Source organism: Acinetobacter calcoaceticus ANC 3811 (genome assembly GCF_000399665.1).
GTDB classification, from domain to species: domain Bacteria; phylum Pseudomonadota; class Gammaproteobacteria; order Pseudomonadales; family Moraxellaceae; genus Acinetobacter; species Acinetobacter calcoaceticus_B.
In genome coordinates, this window is record NZ_KB976986.1 from 3,108,014 (window position 1) to 3,126,758 (window position 18,745).

Annotated in this window: 18 protein-coding genes and 1 pseudogene; 9 read left to right on the forward strand and 10 right to left on the reverse strand. The window is 39.2% G+C overall.

The window, feature by feature from the left end; translation table 11 throughout:
- Window positions 1-216: 216 nt before the first annotated feature.
- Window positions 217-399 carry a hypothetical protein gene (locus F935_RS18765; RefSeq protein ID WP_016139802.1) on the reverse strand — a complete coding sequence of 61 codons (183 nt, stop codon included), beginning with the start codon at window positions 397-399 and terminating at the stop codon, window positions 217-219.
- An 827-nt stretch (window positions 400-1,226) separates the two neighbouring features.
- Here F935_RS18765 and F935_RS15825 point away from each other — a divergent pair.
- Window positions 1,227-1,521 (forward strand): annotated as a pseudogene (locus F935_RS15825) (hypothetical protein).
- Between the two features lie 240 nt (window positions 1,522-1,761).
- Here F935_RS15825 and glmS read toward each other — a convergent pair.
- The 8 genes from glmS to F935_RS15865 all read right to left on the reverse strand — a co-directional run bounded on the left by glmS (window position 1,762) and on the right by F935_RS15865 (window position 10,024).
- The gene (gene glmS, locus F935_RS15830) at window positions 1,762-3,600 is read right to left on the reverse strand and encodes a glutamine--fructose-6-phosphate transaminase (isomerizing) (RefSeq protein ID WP_016139804.1); all 1,839 of its coding nucleotides are present in this window, start codon (window positions 3,598-3,600) and stop codon (window positions 1,762-1,764) included.
- A gap of 12 nt (window positions 3,601-3,612) precedes the next feature.
- Entirely contained in the window at window positions 3,613-4,977 is a 1,365-nt protein-coding gene (gene glmU / locus F935_RS15835; protein WP_016139805.1) for a bifunctional UDP-N-acetylglucosamine diphosphorylase/glucosamine-1-phosphate N-acetyltransferase GlmU, read from the reverse strand.
- A 15-nt stretch (window positions 4,978-4,992) separates the two neighbouring features.
- Window positions 4,993-5,508 carry a phosphatidylglycerophosphatase A family protein gene (locus F935_RS15840; protein ID WP_016139806.1) on the reverse strand — a complete coding sequence of 172 codons (516 nt, stop codon included), beginning with the start codon at window positions 5,506-5,508 and terminating at the stop codon, window positions 4,993-4,995.
- Window positions 5,486-6,403, reverse strand: coding sequence for a thiamine-phosphate kinase (gene thiL / locus F935_RS15845; protein ID WP_016139807.1), 918 nt, complete (start codon window positions 6,401-6,403; stop codon window positions 5,486-5,488). Before thiL ends, F935_RS15840 begins: the two co-directional genes overlap by 23 nt.
- Window positions 6,404-6,419: 16 nt before the next feature.
- Window positions 6,420-6,869 carry a transcription antitermination factor NusB gene (nusB, locus tag F935_RS15850; protein ID WP_016139808.1) on the reverse strand — a complete coding sequence of 150 codons (450 nt, stop codon included), beginning with the start codon at window positions 6,867-6,869 and terminating at the stop codon, window positions 6,420-6,422.
- A 3-nt stretch (window positions 6,870-6,872) separates the two neighbouring features.
- On the reverse strand, window positions 6,873-7,343 hold the full coding sequence (ribE, locus tag F935_RS15855; protein ID WP_002119264.1) for a 6,7-dimethyl-8-ribityllumazine synthase: 471 nt from the start codon (window positions 7,341-7,343) through the stop codon (window positions 6,873-6,875).
- A gap of 11 nt (window positions 7,344-7,354) precedes the next feature.
- Window positions 7,355-8,476 (reverse strand): bifunctional 3,4-dihydroxy-2-butanone-4-phosphate synthase/GTP cyclohydrolase II, encoded by a 1,122-nt coding sequence (ribBA, locus tag F935_RS15860; RefSeq protein ID WP_016139809.1) that lies wholly within the window; start codon window positions 8,474-8,476, stop codon window positions 7,355-7,357.
- A gap of 240 nt (window positions 8,477-8,716) precedes the next feature.
- Window positions 8,717-10,024, reverse strand: a complete 1,308-nt coding sequence (locus F935_RS15865) for a hypothetical protein (RefSeq protein ID WP_080645636.1) — start codon at window positions 10,022-10,024, stop codon at window positions 8,717-8,719.
- Window positions 10,025-10,083: 59 nt separating this feature from the next.
- Here F935_RS15865 and serB point away from each other — a divergent pair, with 59 nt between their 5' ends.
- The 3 genes from serB (at window position 10,084) to F935_RS15885 (ending at window position 12,784) form a co-directional block, all read left to right on the forward strand.
- Window positions 10,084-11,307 carry a phosphoserine phosphatase SerB gene (gene serB, locus F935_RS15870; RefSeq protein WP_016139811.1) on the forward strand — a complete coding sequence of 408 codons (1,224 nt, stop codon included), beginning with the start codon at window positions 10,084-10,086 and terminating at the stop codon, window positions 11,305-11,307.
- A 409-nt stretch (window positions 11,308-11,716) separates the two neighbouring features.
- Entirely contained in the window at window positions 11,717-12,052 is a 336-nt protein-coding gene (gene aciT / locus F935_RS15880; RefSeq protein ID WP_004704819.1) for a ciprofloxacin tolerance protein AciT, read from the forward strand.
- A 252-nt stretch (window positions 12,053-12,304) separates the two neighbouring features.
- A complete protein-coding gene (locus F935_RS15885) occupies window positions 12,305-12,784 on the forward strand; it encodes a hypothetical protein (RefSeq protein WP_035366362.1) in 480 nt (159 codons plus the stop codon).
- Between the two features lie 43 nt (window positions 12,785-12,827).
- On the opposite strand, the gene dtd is transcribed toward F935_RS15885, so the two are convergent.
- Window positions 12,828-13,271 (reverse strand): D-aminoacyl-tRNA deacylase, encoded by a 444-nt coding sequence (dtd, locus tag F935_RS15890; RefSeq protein WP_016139813.1) that lies wholly within the window; start codon window positions 13,269-13,271, stop codon window positions 12,828-12,830.
- A 168-nt stretch (window positions 13,272-13,439) separates the two neighbouring features.
- Here dtd and pncB point away from each other — a divergent pair, with 168 nt between their 5' ends.
- From pncB to F935_RS15915, 5 genes are all read left to right on the forward strand, one after another.
- A complete protein-coding gene (pncB, locus tag F935_RS15895; protein ID WP_016139814.1) occupies window positions 13,440-14,654 on the forward strand; it encodes a nicotinate phosphoribosyltransferase in 1,215 nt (404 codons plus the stop codon).
- Window positions 14,655-14,801: 147 nt separating this feature from the next.
- Entirely contained in the window at window positions 14,802-15,650 is an 849-nt protein-coding gene (locus F935_RS15900; protein ID WP_035366365.1) for a sulfurtransferase, read from the forward strand.
- The gene (gene asd, locus F935_RS15905; protein ID WP_004790127.1) at window positions 15,647-16,498 is read left to right on the forward strand and encodes an archaetidylserine decarboxylase; all 852 of its coding nucleotides are present in this window, start codon (window positions 15,647-15,649) and stop codon (window positions 16,496-16,498) included. The genes F935_RS15900 and asd overlap by 4 nt, the downstream gene beginning before the upstream one ends.
- 428 nt (window positions 16,499-16,926) lie before the next feature.
- Window positions 16,927-18,147, forward strand: coding sequence for an acetamidase/formamidase family protein (locus F935_RS15910; protein ID WP_016139816.1), 1,221 nt, complete (start codon window positions 16,927-16,929; stop codon window positions 18,145-18,147).
- A 129-nt stretch (window positions 18,148-18,276) separates the two neighbouring features.
- Window positions 18,277-18,696: a hypothetical protein gene (locus F935_RS15915; protein WP_016139817.1), complete on the forward strand. Its 420-nt coding sequence runs from the start codon at window positions 18,277-18,279 to the stop codon at window positions 18,694-18,696.
- Window positions 18,697-18,745 lie beyond the last annotated feature (49 nt).

Genomic DNA, 18,745 nt, shown 5'->3' on the forward strand with positions numbered 1-18,745 from the left:
AAGTAAATTTCGAAGCGTGATTTATATCATAATTTTTCACATATAAATCCAAGTGTTTTTGTTGGTTTTTGTATATAACATTCTGATTTAATTGTATTTATTAGGGTGGCTTAATAAAAAACCTTAGACTATGTATTAGAGCTTTATGAATGCAATATAAAGTCCAATATGTATTTCAAAGACATATCTGGCTTTTTAATAGATGAGTTATCAAAGTTATGGCTGCTTTGATAACACTATACTTTTAAATTCTTCTACAGTTACTGACTTCGCCAAGTTACGTGGTTGGTCAACGTCTGTACCACGTAATACAGCAACGCGATGAGGCAACAACTGAACTGGTAGATTATAAAAATTGGTGTCAGCCCTTCGTTTACTGCTGGAATCTATACAATACATTGACGGCCTTTTTCGTTGTTAGGTAAACATTTGCATGTAAAAGCTGTAGAGAAATAAGCTCTCGAAAAGAGGGTAAGTAGGTGTTGGCTTACCATCTGATGGAGTAGGGGCTTTCTATAAAATGTTTTTATACTTCGCTTTTTCTCACCTTAGACGTATTTATATAAACTATTAAATTAGAATTAACGATTAATCTATTTTATTAACTAAATATATATAACTCATGTTTATATTTTAAATTTTATTAAAAGCTATAAATATAAAATAAGGAAAACATTATATAAACATTAATAAAATTATTATATTTAAAATTTTTTATTAAAATAAATTGACGTAATTAAAATCACCGATTATTATCTCGTTGCTGGCCTACATTGCCAGACGGTTTTGACAGACCGTAAGTCCCCATAGCGGATTATAGTTCTACTATAAGTCGTTAGACCCTTGCGTCCCCTTTCTTTGCGGTAGGACGGAAGGGGGACGCCCCGTGCGTGCTGGTCTCTATGGGCACCAGTCTGTCAACCCTCTTTCGTTCTACCACCATAAATTAATTCGCGGTGATCTGGTGGTAGGACTCCATTTTTAAGGAGTTGGCTATGCCACTATTCAAACTCATTTTCTCTCTTATTTAATTATTTTATTTATTTAAAATTTAGGTTTTTTGCGACCTGATTTTTTAAATTTATAAATTATTTTTATTTTAAAATTTTAATTATTTTATTTTCCTATTTTATGGGAGGATTAACTGTTATTTGAAAAATTATTTTAATATTTAAGTTAATCATATTTTTATTTTATTTAAAGATATAAATAATCATGAGAATAATATGAAACTTCATAAATTTATATTAGTTTTAAACCTTATGGTCGGTGCTTACAGTATTACAAATGATGAGGCCAATGCTCAGCAGGAATTTAAAAGAATTTGTTCGTCAGGTGAACACAGGCAAGCCAGTTGCAATTGTATTTGCCAACAGCTTGCACAGGTGTATTCGCCTCAAACCGTACAACGTTTAAAACACACCAGTTTGCAAAGTCCTGATCTCCCACAGGACTTTGCCCCTAACTTGTTCGGCATCATTCGACGCTGCGACAAAAATGAAATGGGCTAAGTTCGCTTAGCTCCTTTATCTCTGTGTCGCAATGATCTCTCAAACTTTAAATCAGCGCAAAAGTAAAAGTCCGTTGTGACACAGGGCCCTAGGGGAGTGTTCTCTATGATCAAACTCGATTTTCTTTCACTGGAAAGGGGCTGTGTGGCAGTATGAATGCAATAAAAAAGCCCGATATGCACTTACACATATCGGGCTTAATCAATCAGTTATTAAAGCAGGGGATGCCTTAATAATGATCTTTTTTGAATTACTCTACAGTTACTGACTTCGCCAAGTTACGTGGCTGGTCAACGTCTGTACCACGTAATACAGCAACGTGATAAGACAATAGCTGAACTGGTACGCTATAAACAATTGGAGCTAGCCATTCGTTTACTGCTGGAATATGCACAACATGTTGACGGTCTTTTTCATTGATTCCGCTATTTTCATCAGCGAAAACAAATAACTCACCACCACGTGCCTGAACTTCTTCCATATTTGATTTGAGCTTATCAAGCATTTCATCATGCGGAGCAAGAATCACGATTGGCATTTCACTATCAACGAGTGCTAATGGGCCGTGTTTTAACTCGCCCGCTGCATAGCCTTCCGCATGAATATATGAAATTTCTTTTAGCTTTAATGCGCCTTCCAATGCGATTGGATAATTCGTACCACGGCCTAAGAATAAGCAGTGATTTTTTTCTACGAATAATTCAGACAAACGCAAAATTTCTGGATCATGTTTAAGCGTATCAAGAATAACTTTCGGGCTGTGCCATAGCTCACGCGTAATTTCTTCAAGCAGAGCAGGGCTAATACGTTGTTTCACTTGACCAATTTTCAAGATTAACAACATAAGCGCAGCGAGCTGAGTCGTGAACGCTTTAGTTGAAGCAACACCAATCTCAGGACCAGCAAGAGTCAATAAGTGATGATCAGTTTCACGAACCATTGAAGACGTAGCAACGTTACAGATAGTCAAAGTCTGAATATCGATATTGTTTGCTTTCGCACGCTTTTGAGTTTCACGTAGTGCAGCTAAAGTATCGGCAGTTTCACCTGACTGTGAAATACAAATATAAAGTGTATTTTCAACAATCACTGGTGTGCGATAGCGGAATTCACTTGCGATTTCAACTTGGCAAGGCACACCAATCAGTTGCTCAAACCAATATTTCGCAATCATTCCTGAGTGGTAACTTGTACCACAAGCAATGATTTGTACGCTTTGAATTTTATTGAAATCTGCTTCAGCGTCTTTCAAGAAATCATCACGTAAGCTGTTGCCGTCAAGCGCTTGAGAAATCGTTTGCTTGATTGCTTCTGGTTGCTCATAAATTTCTTTGAGCATGTAGTGTTTGTATTCACCTTTTGATGCACTGCTTACGGTTGCATCAAGCTCTCGCACTGGACGCTCAACGCGTTCGCCATTTACAAATACTTCAATTGAAGTACGTGTAAGACGCGCAATATCACCTTCTTCTAGGTACATAAAGCGGTTCGTCACAGGTAAAAGAGCAAGTTGGTCTGAACTAATAAAGTTTTCACCAATACCTACGCCAATGACTAAAGGTGAACCTTCACGTACAGTAATGAGTTCATCTGGATAATCGCTGTGGATAATACCGAGCGCGTAAGCACCTTTAAGCTGAGGTACAACAGTTTCAACAGCTTCTAAAAGGCTATCTGTGCTTTTTAGAGCTTCAGCAACTAAGTGTGCAACAACTTCAGTATCTGTTTGAGAAGTGAAAACATAACCTAATGCTTGAAGGTCATCTTTTAGCTCTTGGTAGTTCTCAATGATGCCGTTATGTACAACAGCAACCTTACCAGACATATGTGGGTGAGCATTATTTTCAGTTGGCTTACCATGGGTCGCCCAACGGGTATGCGCAATGCCGATAGCCCCTGTAAGTTGGTGTTCAGCAACTGCATCTGCAAGATTGATGACTTTACCTACACGGCGCTCACGTAAAATTTGTTGATTATTCAGTAAAGCAACACCCGCAGAATCATAACCACGGTATTCAAGACGTTTTAAACCTTCAATTAAAATCTCGGTTACACAACGCTCTGCAACGCCTCCGACGATACCACACATACTTCAATCCTCTTATTTTTTAACCTTTTGGGGACGTTGATAATTTGCTTTTGAAATTTGTTGCGCACGTTCAAAGGAGAGACTTTGTTCGGCTACATCTTTCGTAATCACAGAACCCGCACCAACTGTTGCGCCATTCCCAATGGTCACCGGAGCAACCAGCGAGCTATTAGAACCGATAAAAACGGCATCGCCAATAGTGGTTTTGTGTTTATTTGCACCGTCGTAATTACAAGTAATAGTACCTGCCCCAATATTTGATTCAGCACCGATTTCAGCATCACCTAAGTATGTGAAATGGTTAGCTTTACTACCTAGTCCAATCGATGTGTTTTTAACTTCAACAAAGTTGCCGATATGCACTTCATTTGCCAATTTAGCCCCTGGGCGTAAGCGTGCAAATGGTCCAATTTGAGCATTTTCGCCTACAACTGCGCCATCAAAAACGCTATAGGCTTGAACTTTAGTGCCTGCTGCAATTTTGGTGTTCTTTAAAATACAGCCAGCGCCGATTTCTACAAAATCACCAAGCTCACATTCACCTTCAATAATAACATTGATGTCAATACGAACGTCTTGTCCAACTTTTACAGAACCACGTAAATCAAAGCGTGCAGGGTCAAAGAACATTACACCTTGCTGCATGAGCTTTTTGACTTGTTCTTGCTGGAACTGGCGTTCTAAAGCTGCAAGTTGTAAGCGGTCATTAACACCTTCAACTTCAAAAGCAAGCTCTGGTTCAACAGAGGCAACTTCTAAGCCATCTGCAATTGCCATTGCAACGATGTCAGTTAGATAATATTCACCCTGTGCATTTTCATTTGAAAGTTTAGGCAACCACTCATGAAGTTTTGCGTTGCTAACACAGTAAATGCCTGTATTGAATTCTTTAATTTGGCGTTGTGCTTCGTTTGCATCTTTATGTTCAACAATGGCTTGAATTTTGCCATCTTGGCGCACAATACGGCCATAACCTGTTGCATCATCTACAGTGAGCGTAACTAAACCAATTCCTGTCTGGGTCGATGCATCTAATAATTTTTGTAGCGTATTTGGATTAATACATGGCACATCGCCTGATAAAATCAGTGAAACACCTTCTTTAGGAAGTACAGGTAAGGTCATTTGTACTGCATGGCCTGTACCAAGTTGTTCAGCTTGCTCAACCCATTGAACATTTTCTTGGGCAAATGTTTGTTGTACACGGTCACCACCATGACCATAAATCGTAATAATATTTTTAGCTTGTAATTGTTTTGCCGTTTGAATGACATGCCCTAATAGTGGGCGACCCGCTAAAGGTTGGAGTACTTTAGGAAGCTGAGAACGCATACGCGTTCCTTTGCCTGCAGCAAGAATAATGACGGTAGTTGACATGTATAACTCTAATGATTAAGTCAAATGGATAATAATTAGTGTACAAAGAGCAGCCCATACACCGGCAATAATATCGTCAAGCATAATACCAAAACCACCATGTACTTGACGATCAATAACACGGATAGGCCAAGGTTTCCAAACATCGAAAATTCGAAATAATATGAAGCCGACGATCACCCACATCCAGTTCATTTGTTGTAAATAAATGAGAGGAAGAAAGGTTATAGATTGCCCTGCAAATTCATCCCACACAATTCGACCATCATCGTGTACATCTATGACTTTTGCTGTTTGTCCACAAATATAGATTCCGACCAAGGACATGATAATCATCGCGATTAAGCTTAAGTTAAATCCAAGCGATATCCAGATCGGAACGAAGAGTAGGGCAAAAGCAGAGCCAAAAGTACCAGGGGCTTTAGGTGCGAGACCAGATCCGAAACCAACTCCACAGAAAACGATGCAGCGGTTGAACCAAGACATGTCTTTAAAATGAATCGGCGGCTTATGCAAAGTGTTGGTATCCATGAATTTGCAATGGGTAATCTGAACCCAAATGCTCAAAAGTTAGTTGTGTTTGCTCAACGATCTGTCCGATCATTGTAATCTTAATGTCTAGTTGTTTTTGCAAAAGTTTTTCATAATTTTGCGGTGTTATTGTAAAACATAATTCGTAGTCATCACCGCCAGCTAGCGCATATTGCCACCGCTGCTGTTCTGGTAGTTCTTCTAGCGTTGAATCAATCGGCAACTTTTCTAAAAATAACCGAGCACCGACGTGTGAGGCTTTTAAAATATGACCTAAATCTTGGGCTAATCCATCAGAAACATCAATCATGCTAGAAGCGAGACCCTTCAGCTGTTGTCCAAGCTGACAGCGTGGTGTTGGGTAGTCTAGTCTTTTTTGTAATGGATGACCTAGGTGTTGTAAACCATAAGCTGCATCTCCAACTTGACCGCTCACGCAAACATAGTCACCGACTTTTGCGCCCGAACGTAACACAGCTTGTCCGTTTTCAATCCAGCCCATAGCTGTGACCGTAATGGTGAGATGTGGACCTTGAGTTGTATCTCCACCAATGAGAGCAACACCAAATTGATTACAGCAGTCATGGATACCCTGACTGAATCCTTCGAGCCATTCATGGTCAATGGTAGGTAGGCTTAACGCAAGTAAAATACTATGAGGTTTAGCACCCATGGCAGCGATATCTGAAAGATTTACAGCCACACTTTTCCAACCAATTGCATGGGGAGAGGTATCAAGAGGAAAGTGACGACCAGCAACGAGTGTATCTGCACAGATCACCAATTGTTGATTTTGAGGAGGGGTAACTAAGGCTGAGTCATCTCCAATACCTAAGGTGACATCTGTATAAGATTGTCTGTTAAAGTATTGGTCAATAATAGAAAACTCAGCCATATCAACTTCAAACCTATTAGTTTGCTTGTTGTTTTTCAGCACTACGTAGTGTTGAACTTAAACGATCTAAAACGCCATTAATGTATTTATGGCTATCTGCTCCACCAAAATGTTTGGCGAGTTCAATGGCTTCATCAAGAACTACACGATAAGGTACTTCTAAATGATCACGTAACTCATAAGCACCTAAACGTAAGGTTGCGAGCTCAACACCATCAAGTGCATTAAGTTCACGGTCAAGTACCGGAATGAGTAATGCATCAAGATCGTCGCGCAGTGCAATCACTTGCGTTAATAGTTCGTGATAGTAATTTAAGTCTACCTTGTGCATCGCATTTTCAGCACGGGTACGTGCTTCAATTTCATGTACAGGGTTGTGACTCATTTGCCACTCATAAATACCTTGTACAGCAAAACGACGTGCTTTGCGTTTTGCTGCATAAACGGCTTGCAGTGTTTGAGACATGCTTTAAATTGCCTTTAATAAATTAACCATTTCAATTGCAGTTAAAGCAGCTTCGCTACCTTTATTACCTGCTTTTGTACCTGAACGTTCGATGGCTTGCTCGATGCTATCAGTAGTTAATACACCATTGATGACAGGCAAGCTGCTTTCTAACGCCACTACACCTAAACCTTTTGCACATTCACCAGCAACGAAGTCAAAGTGTGGTGTGCTACCACGAATAACTGCGCCAAGTGCGATGATTGCATCAAACTGGTTTGATGTAGCTAATTTTTTAGCAACAATCGGGAGTTCCCATGCGCCAGGAGCATGAATAACAGTAATGTTATCTTCATTTACACCATGACGTTTTAATGTGTCGATTGCACCATCCAATAAGTGTTCAACAACAAAACTGTTGAAACGACCCACTAAAATCGCATAACGACCTTCGCTTGCGAGATGTAATAAACCTTCAATACGGCGAATTGCCATAGCAACCTCGATTATTTCGTTGTGATTTGATCAGCAGTGATATATTCCACTACTTCTAAATTAAAGCCAGATAAAGCATTGAAACGTAATGGTGAGCTAAGAAGCTTCATTTTTTCAACACCTAAGTCACGCAAAATTTGAGCACCAACACCAATCGTTTGATATTGATGTGAAAGTGCTGCATTGGATTTCACCGGTTTTGGCTTATTTAAATCATCCAACGCTGGTCCCAAGTCTTGCAAATGATCTTGCCCGATCCAGACTAAAACACCGCGATCACTCGCTGCAATTGTCTGTAGTGCACGGTCTAGATTCCATGCAGGTTCACCATCAGCTTTATTTAGCTTAAGTAAATCGCGAATTGGACTGAAACCATGTACACGTACTGTTGTAACACCTTCTTTTGGCTCACCTTTGACTAAAGCCAAATGGATGTCCGGGTTACCAATCTCACGATAACGATAGAGTTCAAATGAACCATATTCTGTTTGAATGGTTTTTTGATCCAGACGTTCAACCGTTTGCTCATTGGTCATGCGGTAGTGAATCAAGTCCGCGATTGTACCAATTTTTAAGCCATGCTTCTCGGCAAAAATTTCTAAATCTGCACGGCGTGCCATTGTGCCATCTTCATTGATGATTTCACAAATGACAGAAGCGGGTTCAAGACCTGCTAAGCGTGTTAAATCACAGCCCGCTTCAGTGTGACCTGCACGATGCAGAACACCACCTGGTTGAGCCATTAACGGGAAAATATGACCCGGTTGTACAATATCACTTGGCTTTGCATGCGCTGCGACAGCAGCTTGAATTGTATGTGCACGCTCTGCTGCTGAAATACCAGTCGTAATACCTTCAGCGGCTTCGATTGATAAGGTAAAGTTTGTACTGTGCTGAGCACCGTTTTGGTCAACCATCAACGGCAGGTTTAACTGCTTACAGCGTTCACGGCTTAACGTTAGGCAAACTAGACCACGTGCATGGGTAATCATGAAGTTAATATCTTCAGGACGAACATGCGTTGCTGCAATGACAAGATCACCTTCATTTTCGCGATCTTCGTCATCCATCAAGATAACCATTTTGCCTGCACGAATATCGGCGACAAGATCTTCAACACGACTCAGCGGCATTCGCTTTCACCTTTTTTTGTCGTTAGACAATTTCTATTTAATAAATTTTGCATAGTTTACGCTGTTTAGAGAATTTTGCCTATGATTCTGATTTATCCAAATTTGTGACACTTAAGAATAGATCCAGCTTTATTTATACAAATAAATCATAAGAAAGTGGAATAATTTAAAATAAAAGTCATGAATTTAAATAAAAAAAACCTAGCCAAAAGGCTAGGTTCTGATGTGCGCACTTACTTTTTATGAAGCTGCACTACTTGGGCTATCATTTTGTGGGATTGATTTTTTCCCCATCAAAATTTCAGTTCGGATATTTTGAGCAAGTTCAGCACACTCTGCATTCATGCCATTAATCATAAAGGCATGACGAGTCATGACATTACTTGGGTTTGGCATTGCAACAAGTTGATAGCTGTCTTGAATAGCCTTGAGTTGATCATTCTCAAGATATAAAGCAGATTCTTTTGCATGAAGGTGCTGTGCTAAACGTTGAGCAGCTTCTTTCGCATCAATTTGCATGGCTTCTACAGCATTACAAGTTGCACTACGAGTTTGCAAAGCAAAGCGTTTATCTTCGCGGTAACGTTTATATAAAACGTCAGAAAGCAACTGGAATACGGTTCCAATCATGAGTAAACACTCTACAGCGTGTGTATGCGAGGTTGAAATCGCAAGTGTAGCGCCGTCAGCATTAAACTCATTTACGACTTCAATATCCGCTAACTTTAACTGGTAATGTTTCACGCATAACTCAATACTCTTGTTTAAAAAGAGCTGACAGAGTTTAAAGTACGGAACAGATACCGATTGGTTAACACTGCTTAATAACTGTTTAGGGTCATAAAACTGAATATTGAGTGCCAACATATGTTGGTCAGCTGAATCTGCGGTTTTCTCTGGCTGTGGACGAGCCGCTGGTTTACCTTTGGCTTGTTGCTGAGCTTGAGCAACCAACGTTACTGTATTTTGTTTTTCTAGAGCCAATGCCTGAGTTAACTGCTGAATTTCATGTTTTAAGCGGTTTTCTTCGTTAATGCGTGCCAAGTATTCGCTACGGGTCGGACGAGCAATCGCGCGATAGGCAAGCCACAATAAAACATGCAAAAACAGAGAAGCTAAAATTGCTAGCCATTGAGTACGCAGAATTTCACCAATACTTGGCTGAATAAGCGTAATTTCAATAGAGCCCACTTTCTTTTCGTTTTGCAGAGCATCGCGAGCAAAAATCTCACCTTGGCGAGTTTTTGAAATTCCGCTTGTTGCCAGCACTTGTTTATTGGCATCAAGAATGCGAATAGACGCAACGCTTGGATTGGTCGCATAGCGATTAGCAATCAGAGCTAAAGATACCGTATTTGCCGGTTCTAGCTCGGATAAGCTGTCTGCAACGAGCTGACTGGTCATGAGCTGACCTTGACTCGCACGGTTTTCATTGAGCTGGTGTGTCGTTGCAATCACCAATAAAAAGGTATGCAATGCAAAACTAACGATCAGTAGGCTAGCAAATAGCCCTTGTCTAGGCGCAATCAAGTTAAACTTCCAAGGCAATTATATTGAAATTCGATTATGATTCTTACAATAGTTGTCACTCAGACTAGAGTCAATTCATGCGAGAAATCATTCTTATATCCTTTTTAGGACCAGACCAACCAAACCAGTTTACCCGATTAATGCAAGTACTATCCGTACATTCATTGCAAATACTGGATGTAGGTCAGGCTGTTATTCATAATCAACTCACATTGGGCATTGTAGTCGCGTCAGATAATGAAACTGCGACCGCATTGGCAATGAAAGAAATTCTGATTTTAGCACATGATATTGGCTTAACAGTGCGCTTTAAACCAATCACAGGCGCAGAATACGATCAATGGGTAACTGAAGGTGGTCGTACTCGTTATATCGTCACGGCTTTAGCGCCTGAACTCACTGCTGCCCACTTACAAGCAGTTACACAAATTGTGTCTAGCCAAGGCTTTAACATTGAAACTGTTACCCGTTTATCGGGCCGTGTCGACTTTGAAAAGGATAGCGCATTCCCACGTCGTGCATGTGTACAGTTTGGTTTAAGTAGTGGCCCAACTTTAGATGCGCAAGCCATGCGTGCTGCCTGTTTACGTCTTTCAAGCGAATTAAATATTGATGTTGCTGTTCAAGAAGACAATGCTTATCGACGTAACCGCCGTTTAGTTTGTTTCGATATGGACTCAACACTCATTGAACAAGAAGTGATTGATGAGTTAGCGATTGAAGCAGGGGTAGGCGCACAAGTTGCTGAAATTACTGAAAGAGCGATGCAAGGTGAACTTGATTTCCAGCAAAGCTTCCGTGCTCGTGTTGCATTATTAAAAGGGCTTGATGCTGCTGTTTTACCTAAAATTGCAGAGCGTTTAACCATTACTGAAGGTGCAGAGCGTCTTATCTCAACCTTAAAAGCACTGGGTTATAAAACGGCAATTTTATCTGGTGGATTCCAGTATTTTGCTGAATATCTACAAGGTAAACTTGGTATTGATGAAGTTCATGCCAACATTTTAGATGTGCAAGACGGTTTCGTAACAGGTGAAGTGAAAGGCGCAATTGTTGATGGCGCTCGTAAAGCTGAGTTATTACGCGAACTTGCAAATAAAATGGGTATTTCTCTAGAGCAAGCAATGGCAGTAGGCGATGGCGCAAACGATTTGCCAATGCTTGCGATTGCAGGGCTTGGTGTAGCTTATCGCGCTAAACCTTTAGTTCGTCAAAATGCAAATCAGGCTATTTCAAGCGTTGGCTTGGATGGGGTACTGTATTTACTTGGTATGCATGACAAAGATTTAAACCGTGCTTAATCTATAAGGCTAAGCTTTAAGCGCTACTTCAGAGTAGCGCTTTTTTTATGCAGAATAGTTATAAAATCAAGGGTGTTATGCTCAAATCATGCACAGAAAAAAGGCAATAAAAAAATCTGAAAAAAACTTATTTTGGCCCTTAAAAACAGCATATTTTTTTGTAATGACACGCCAGAATTGATGCCATATAGGGAATCGAACTTTTTTAATTTTACAAAAATGTAATGACAAAAGAATGTTGCGACAAAGTATGTCGCATTAAGAAAAAACGGGTCTTTTTTTCTAAAAAAAAACATCCATAATGCATCCTAAGCTTCAACACAAATTATGAATTAAAGTTGTTTTTGGAATGAGGTCGGGTTTTTAAGACCGAATCTTTTTAGACGTTTTCATTAAGACGGAGGTTTCTATGGTAACAGCGAATTTTGCCGCTATCGCCGGATTCAGCTTGATCGCTGTCGCGCTTGTTGCTGTTTTCTTTTCTCCTTACCGTCGTTGGCTTGGTTTTATGCTTGCAGGGATGTTCTTTTGGGGGCTATTGGAAGTGGTCCGTTTTGGAGTTCAAGTCACTTTTGAAATGCCAGTCACATATAGTTATTTAACTGCACTAAGTCTAGCGATGGTAATGGTTACATTTGTTTTGTTACGTGAGGATAAACAGGCACAAAAGGCGTTGGCAAATCGCCAATATATAGAACACACGCCAGTATATGAAGATGATCAGCAGCAATGTTCTAGCCGATAATTAAATTGTTATCTAACGGTAAAGAGGTATGCACAGCATGCCTTTTTTTATTTACGAAACGTGATTTTTATTATACAAAGCATTTATTAAAAAATAGCCAGTTATGCTAGGATATACGCGTCTGTTGACGTTTCATCTAGATTGCGTTGCCAGCTAAAAATTATCAGTTGATGCACAAAACACAAGCAATGGTATGTCCTTGCCGAGTTTTGCTATACAGTTTTCATAAAAATACAATAGGCGTGAATGTTCATGAAACTTTCTTCTATACCTGTAGTCAAATTACCTCTCGTTGATGTCAGTACAGACCCGTTAGATTTATTGGTAGCAGGTTTAGTGCTGCGTATGAAGCAATTGGCACGTACTAGCCCTAAGTTTATTGAATTGATTCATGACCGCGCTTTCCGTATTCAAATTGGTACGGATTTAGGTGTTGCACGTCAGATCATTATTAATAATGGACAGATCGATACTGTTGCAGGTGCAGCTGAAAAAGCTGACTTTATCTTGCAGTTTGCAGATAGTGAGCAGGGTGTAAAAACTTTGATTAAAGGTGACCCAACAGCATTTATGACCGGTATGCAAAACGGCAGTATTAAAATGGAAGGAGACTTCAGCCTACTCGTTTGGTTTAACCAAGTGGCTAGACTCATTCCACCTAAGTTGCCAAAACCAGTTAAAGATAAAGTACGTCAGGCGCGTGCTTTTATTAAAGAGAAAACTGGTCGTTAATCACCAGATATAAAAAAACTCCCATTTGGGAGTTTTTTTATATCTACGCTTCGACTTCTAGATTGAACGTCACAGGGCCATCATTAATGAGATGAACCTTCATATCGGCTGCAAAGATACCAGTTTGAACTTTTTCAAATTGTGAATGTGTATATTCAACTAACTGTTCATATAACGCTTTGGCATCTGCTGGTGGCATGGCTGGACCAAAATCTGGACGTAAACCTTTTTGCGTTTGAGCCATCAGGGTAAATTGTGAAACAAGCAGGATTCCACCATGTGCTTGAGAGACATTCCAGCCCATTTTGCCTTGTTCGTCATCAAAAATACGATATTTCAAAATCTTATCAATAAGCTTTTGGCCCATTGCTAAAGTGTCATCACGGCCGAGGCCTAAAAAAACCAGTAGTCCGTGTTGGATTTCACCAGTCGTCTCACCGTCAACCACCACTTTGGCTTCAAGAACTCGTTGTATTAAAGCGCGCATAGTTAAAGCAAATTTCTGCAATTAATTGAATTAGTTTAGTTTAGCAGAATTTAAATTAAATGATTTTTAAAAGGAAATTTCATGGAATTGCAACAATGGTCTAAAAGCTCGCAATTGATTTATAAAAATATGCTTTAATGCTAAGAAGCAAGCGAATAATCATTGACTATGTCTCCAATTATCCATTCTTTACTAGATACAGACTTGTACAAATTTACGATGTTACAAGTGGTTTTGCATAAATTCCCGCAAACCCATAGTGTCTATCATTTCCGCTGTAGAAATTTAGAAGACACAGTCTATCCACTAGTAGATATTCTGGATGATTTAAACGAGCAACTCGACTACTTATGTAGCCTTAAATATAAAGAAGACGAGCTTCAATATTTGCGTAAATTACGCTTTATAAAAAGTGACTTTGTTGATTATTTAGAACTATTTCAACTGAAACGACGCTTTATTCAGGCAAGCATCGATGCTGAAGGTCGTTTGGATATTCATATTGAAGGTCCGATGGTTCAAGCCATGATGTTTGAAATTTTTGTATTGGCAATTGTAAATGAACTTTATTTTAGCCGTATCAAAACTGATGAAGTATGGGTTGAAGGTAAACGCCGTTTAAAAGCCAAGCTTGAATTGATTCAGGAATATGAAAAAACTCAAAAACCGAATGATCCGCCATTCTTAGTTTCTGATTTTGGTACACGTCGCCGTTATAGCTTCGTATGGCAAAAACATGTTGTGGCAGCCTTTCATAAAACAGTGCCAAATGTGTTTCGTGGTACAAGTAATGTCCTGCTTGCAAAAGAGTTAAACATTACCCCAATCGGCACGATGGCTCATGAATTTCTACAGGCTTTTCAGGCGCTTGATGTACGACTGCGTGATTTTCAAAAAGCGGCTTTAGAAACATGGGTACAAGAGTATCGTGGCGATTTAGGAATTGCCCTAACTGACGTCGTTGGTATGGATGCTTTCCTCCGAGATTTTGACTTGTATTTCGCGAAACTCTTTGATGGCTTACGTCATGACAGCGGTGACCCCTATGAATGGGGCGATAAGGCCTATGCACATTATCGTAAATTAAAAATTGATACCAAAACCAAGATGCTGACTTTTAGCGATGGTCTTAATTTGCCAAAAGCATGGGAATTACATCAATACTTTAAAGATCGTTTTCAGGTGAGTTTCGGTATCGGAACTAATTTGACCAATGATATGGGCCAAAAGCCGCTCAATATTGTGTTGAAATTAGTCGAATGTAATGGTCAGTCGGTTGCGAAAATCTCTGATAGTCCGGGTAAAACCATGACTGATAACGATACTTTCTTGGCTTACTTACGTCAGGTTTTTGAAATCGAAGAACTTGAAGAAGTGGTTTAATTAAAAAATAGTCTCGCTATTTTGTATTTTTAAAAGTAAGAATGCTGATATCTGATTTTCTGCTAAAGAGTTGCAGAAAATCAGAGTTTGTTAGATATAAGCTTATGCTAATATGAAATTAAGCTGGTATAAAAAGAAACCATGACGATGACACTCCCGGATTTTAAACTCGATTTATTAATAGAAGCAGAAGAATTAGTGCCTTTTCTAGGCAATGAATATATTCGCATTGTAGATTTGAGCCGTGCTTCTGTTTATGAGCAACTTCATATTCCGCATGCTATTCACTTACAACCAAAATGGTTAGTGACTCAACACGAAGAAGCCACAGGCATTTTGCCAGATGAAGCGGGTTTACAAGCACTGATTGAGAAATTGAATATTTCACCTAATCATCATGTTGTGGTCTATGATGATGAAGGCGGAGCATGGGCTGGACGTTTAATCTGGAATTTGCATTGCTTAGGATTCACCCGCACCAGTTTAATTAATGGTGGTATCCATGCATGGTTAGGAGCAGGGTTGCCAACTACAGCAGAAGTCGAAAAAGTTTCTCCTGTTGCAGACTTAATTCAGATTGATTTATCGCATGCCGCTCAGTTCCGTGTGAACTATGAAGAACTACGTAAACAAGTAGAACAAGAAAATGTTCAATTGTGGGATTGTCGAACGAGTGATGAATATAGTGGGATTCGTTTAGCAGCGCGACGCGGCGGTCACATTCCAAATGCGCTCCATTTTGAATGGAGTACTGCACTTAATCGTCAAAATCATCTAAAATTGCATCCGCTTGAACGCACGCGGCAGCGCCTTGAACAACTTGGGTTCGATTTACAGCAACCTGTAGTTGTGTACTGCCAGTCACATCACCGTTCCGGTTTGGCCTATATTTTGGCTAGGCTCTTGGGCTGGGAAGCAAAAGCCTATGATGGTGCGTGGAGTGAATGGGGCAATCGCCTCGATAGTCCTATTATTACTGGAGAATCACCGTCGTGAGTTTCACATCTCGATTAAAAAAAGAATTATTTATTAAGGCACAAAACCTTGTACCACAGCATCAATTGAGCCGTGTGGTAGGTAAAGTTGCTGCGAGTGAAAATCCAGTTGTGAAAACTGCTGTTATTCATGCATTTAAAACCAAATATGGAATTGATTTATCGATTGCTGAACAAGGCAATGCACTGAAATATAAATCTTTTAATGACTTTTTTACTCGTGCTTTAAAAGATGGCGTGCGTCTCGTTGACGAAAATGCAGATAGCATTGTGTCACCTGCTGATGGCGCTATTTCTCAGATTGGTAAAATTACTGCGGGTGAAGTATTTCAAGCAAAAGGCCAAAGCTTCTCTGTAGAGAAACTCATTGGCGACCCACAACTTGCTCAGCCGTTTCAAGAAGGCGAGTTCGCGACAGTCTATCTATCTCCACGCGATTACCACCGTGTACATATGCCGTTTGCAGGTACATTGACTGAAACTTTGTATGTACCAGGTGAGCTATTTTCGGTAAATCAAGTGACCGCTGAAAATGTACCGGGACTATTTGCCCGTAATGAACGCATGGTGTGTTTGTTTGATACTGAACTTGGCCGCATGGCAGTTGTTTTAGTGGGTGCAATGATTGTTGCTGGTATTGAAACTGTGGCAACAGGTAAAGTAAAACCTTCAGGTCGTATCGAATTACAGCATCATCAGTTAAAGCTAGAGAAAGGTGCTGAGCTTGGACGTTTTTATTTAGGTTCTACCGCAGTTATTTTATTTGAAAAAGATAAGATCGAATGGGAACAACGTTTTAAAGCTGAGTCTGTAGTTGTAATGGGCGAGCGCATGGGACATACAGTTTAGTAAACGATATAACCCCTATAAGATAAGTAAACCCTGACTTTAATTATTCAGGGTTTATTTTTTGAGTTAAATCATATAAAAGTAAAATATATAACTATGTTTGTATTTATATTATATGGAAATATAATTGTTATTAAGTGATCTGAAATAGGACGTTATAAAAGCTAGTCTGTAAATATGTGTCTGAAGAGAGCAAAAATATTAATATGATTGAAAATTAATAAATAAAAATAGAAAGAAATATTTAAGTTAGACTTAAGTCGTAATTTTAATTTTATTTGAAGATAAGTTATTAAATATAAAAAAATTATTTAATTTTATAAATATGAAGCGCTTTTTAGATATTGCACAGTTTTTAGCCTTGGCATAATGATTGCTAACTATTCAGGACCTTACTGTAATTTTCATATTTTTTAGGTTCTGAAATCATGTTAAAAGTTAAACGCCTGACAGCTTCGGTTTTATCTGCACTTTGTATTTCACTCAGCCATGCCAATGATTTTAAAGTTTTAAATCAAATTTCAAAACAGCCTACTCAACTTCAAAGTGGCGAATATAAAGGTAATTATTACGTTCCATCTACTTTAAATACCATTACATGGGGTTATTTACCGAATCGGGATGCTAAACCCGTCCTTACCGTTCCGTCGGGTAGTGTTGTGACATTTGATACGGTTTCTCATGAAGGTTTGCTTGAAGATCAAGGGCGTAATGCTGAAAAGTTCTTTCAATCGAAAGGTGTCAAATCTAATGAAATCTTGGAAGATGCAAAAACAATTACGCAGTCAAATTTAAAGCATGATTTTCATAAAGATGGACCACATATTGTGACAGGTCCTGTTGCAATTGAAGGCGCACAGCCCGGTGATATTTTGAAAGTTGAGGTACTTAAAGTTGAGCCGCGTGTACCTTACGGTGTTATTTCAAATCGACATGGTAAAGGTGCTTTAGTGGGGGAATTTCCTAAAAAAGCAAAGCAAGAAAATGCATCGGCTGAGCACCCTGAACGCTATGGAAATGTCTCAATTTTCACACCAATTGAAAAAAATACTAAAGGTGAGTACGAAGGCGTATTAAAAACAGAATCGGGTAAATCAATACGTTTCCCTCTTTATCCTTTTATGGGAATTATGGGGGTAGCAGCCAATACTTCTGAGCCTGTTCACTCTGTACCGCCTGCAATGTATGGTGGAAATATTGATATTAATGAACTAGGTGCAGGTTCAACAGCTTATTATCCTGTTCAGGTCAAAGGCGCCTTATTTTATACGGGTGATAGCCATTTCGCGCAAGGGGATGGTGAAGTAGCATTAACTGCACTCGAAGCTTCAGCCCGCGCCACACTAAAATTTACCTTGCTCAAAGCAGGTAAAGATAAAATACCGGGCAAAGAGCTGGAACAACCTTTAGCTGAAAATGCTGAGTTTTGGATTACACCGGGACTTGATGAAGATCTAGATGAGGCGATGAAAAAGTCTACACGTGAAGCCATTCGTTTCTTAAACCAAGAATACGGTATTGATGAAGCAACGGCTTATGCGTATTTAAGTGCCGCAACTGATTTTGAAGTTTCACAAGTTGTAGATAAAACCAAAGGGATCCATGCAAAAATCAGAAAATCTGATTTTAAAGAGTTTGAGAGTAAATAATTAAGTGCACTAAGCTTGGTATTTAAAATATTAAATACCAAGTTAAATTCATTTTAACTATTAATAAGTTTTACATATTTTATAATTGAGTATAATAAATATCACACATATTTATTAGTATAAAATCTAATGCACTCACTTCCGAACGCTCTACTTTATATTGCTGCATTATTAACATTCTGTGCCGCATTACTTCATTTTGTTTGTGTGTTCTGGGGGGCAAATGGTTTTCAGTTTTTAGGGGCTGGGAAAAGTATTGTCCAGATGGTCGAAAGAGGGCATTGGTATCCTAATTTTACAGCTATAGCTGTGGGGTTAATTCTAACGGTATGTGCTACTTATGCTTTCTTTGCAGCAAAGGGAATAAAGGTATTACCATTTACTAAACTTATTTTGTCGCTTGTTGCAGCGGTTTTTCTTATCCGTGGTCTGGCTTTTCCGTGGTTAAAGTCAAAATTTGTCGGTAATAGTGATTTATTTTGGTATATCAGTTCAGCCTTTTGTCTCATATTGGGAAGCTTATATGCCGTTGGAGTATATTTAATTTGAAATGAATATATTCTAAGTGAACTAGAGTGAATAATTTTAAAAAAGGGAG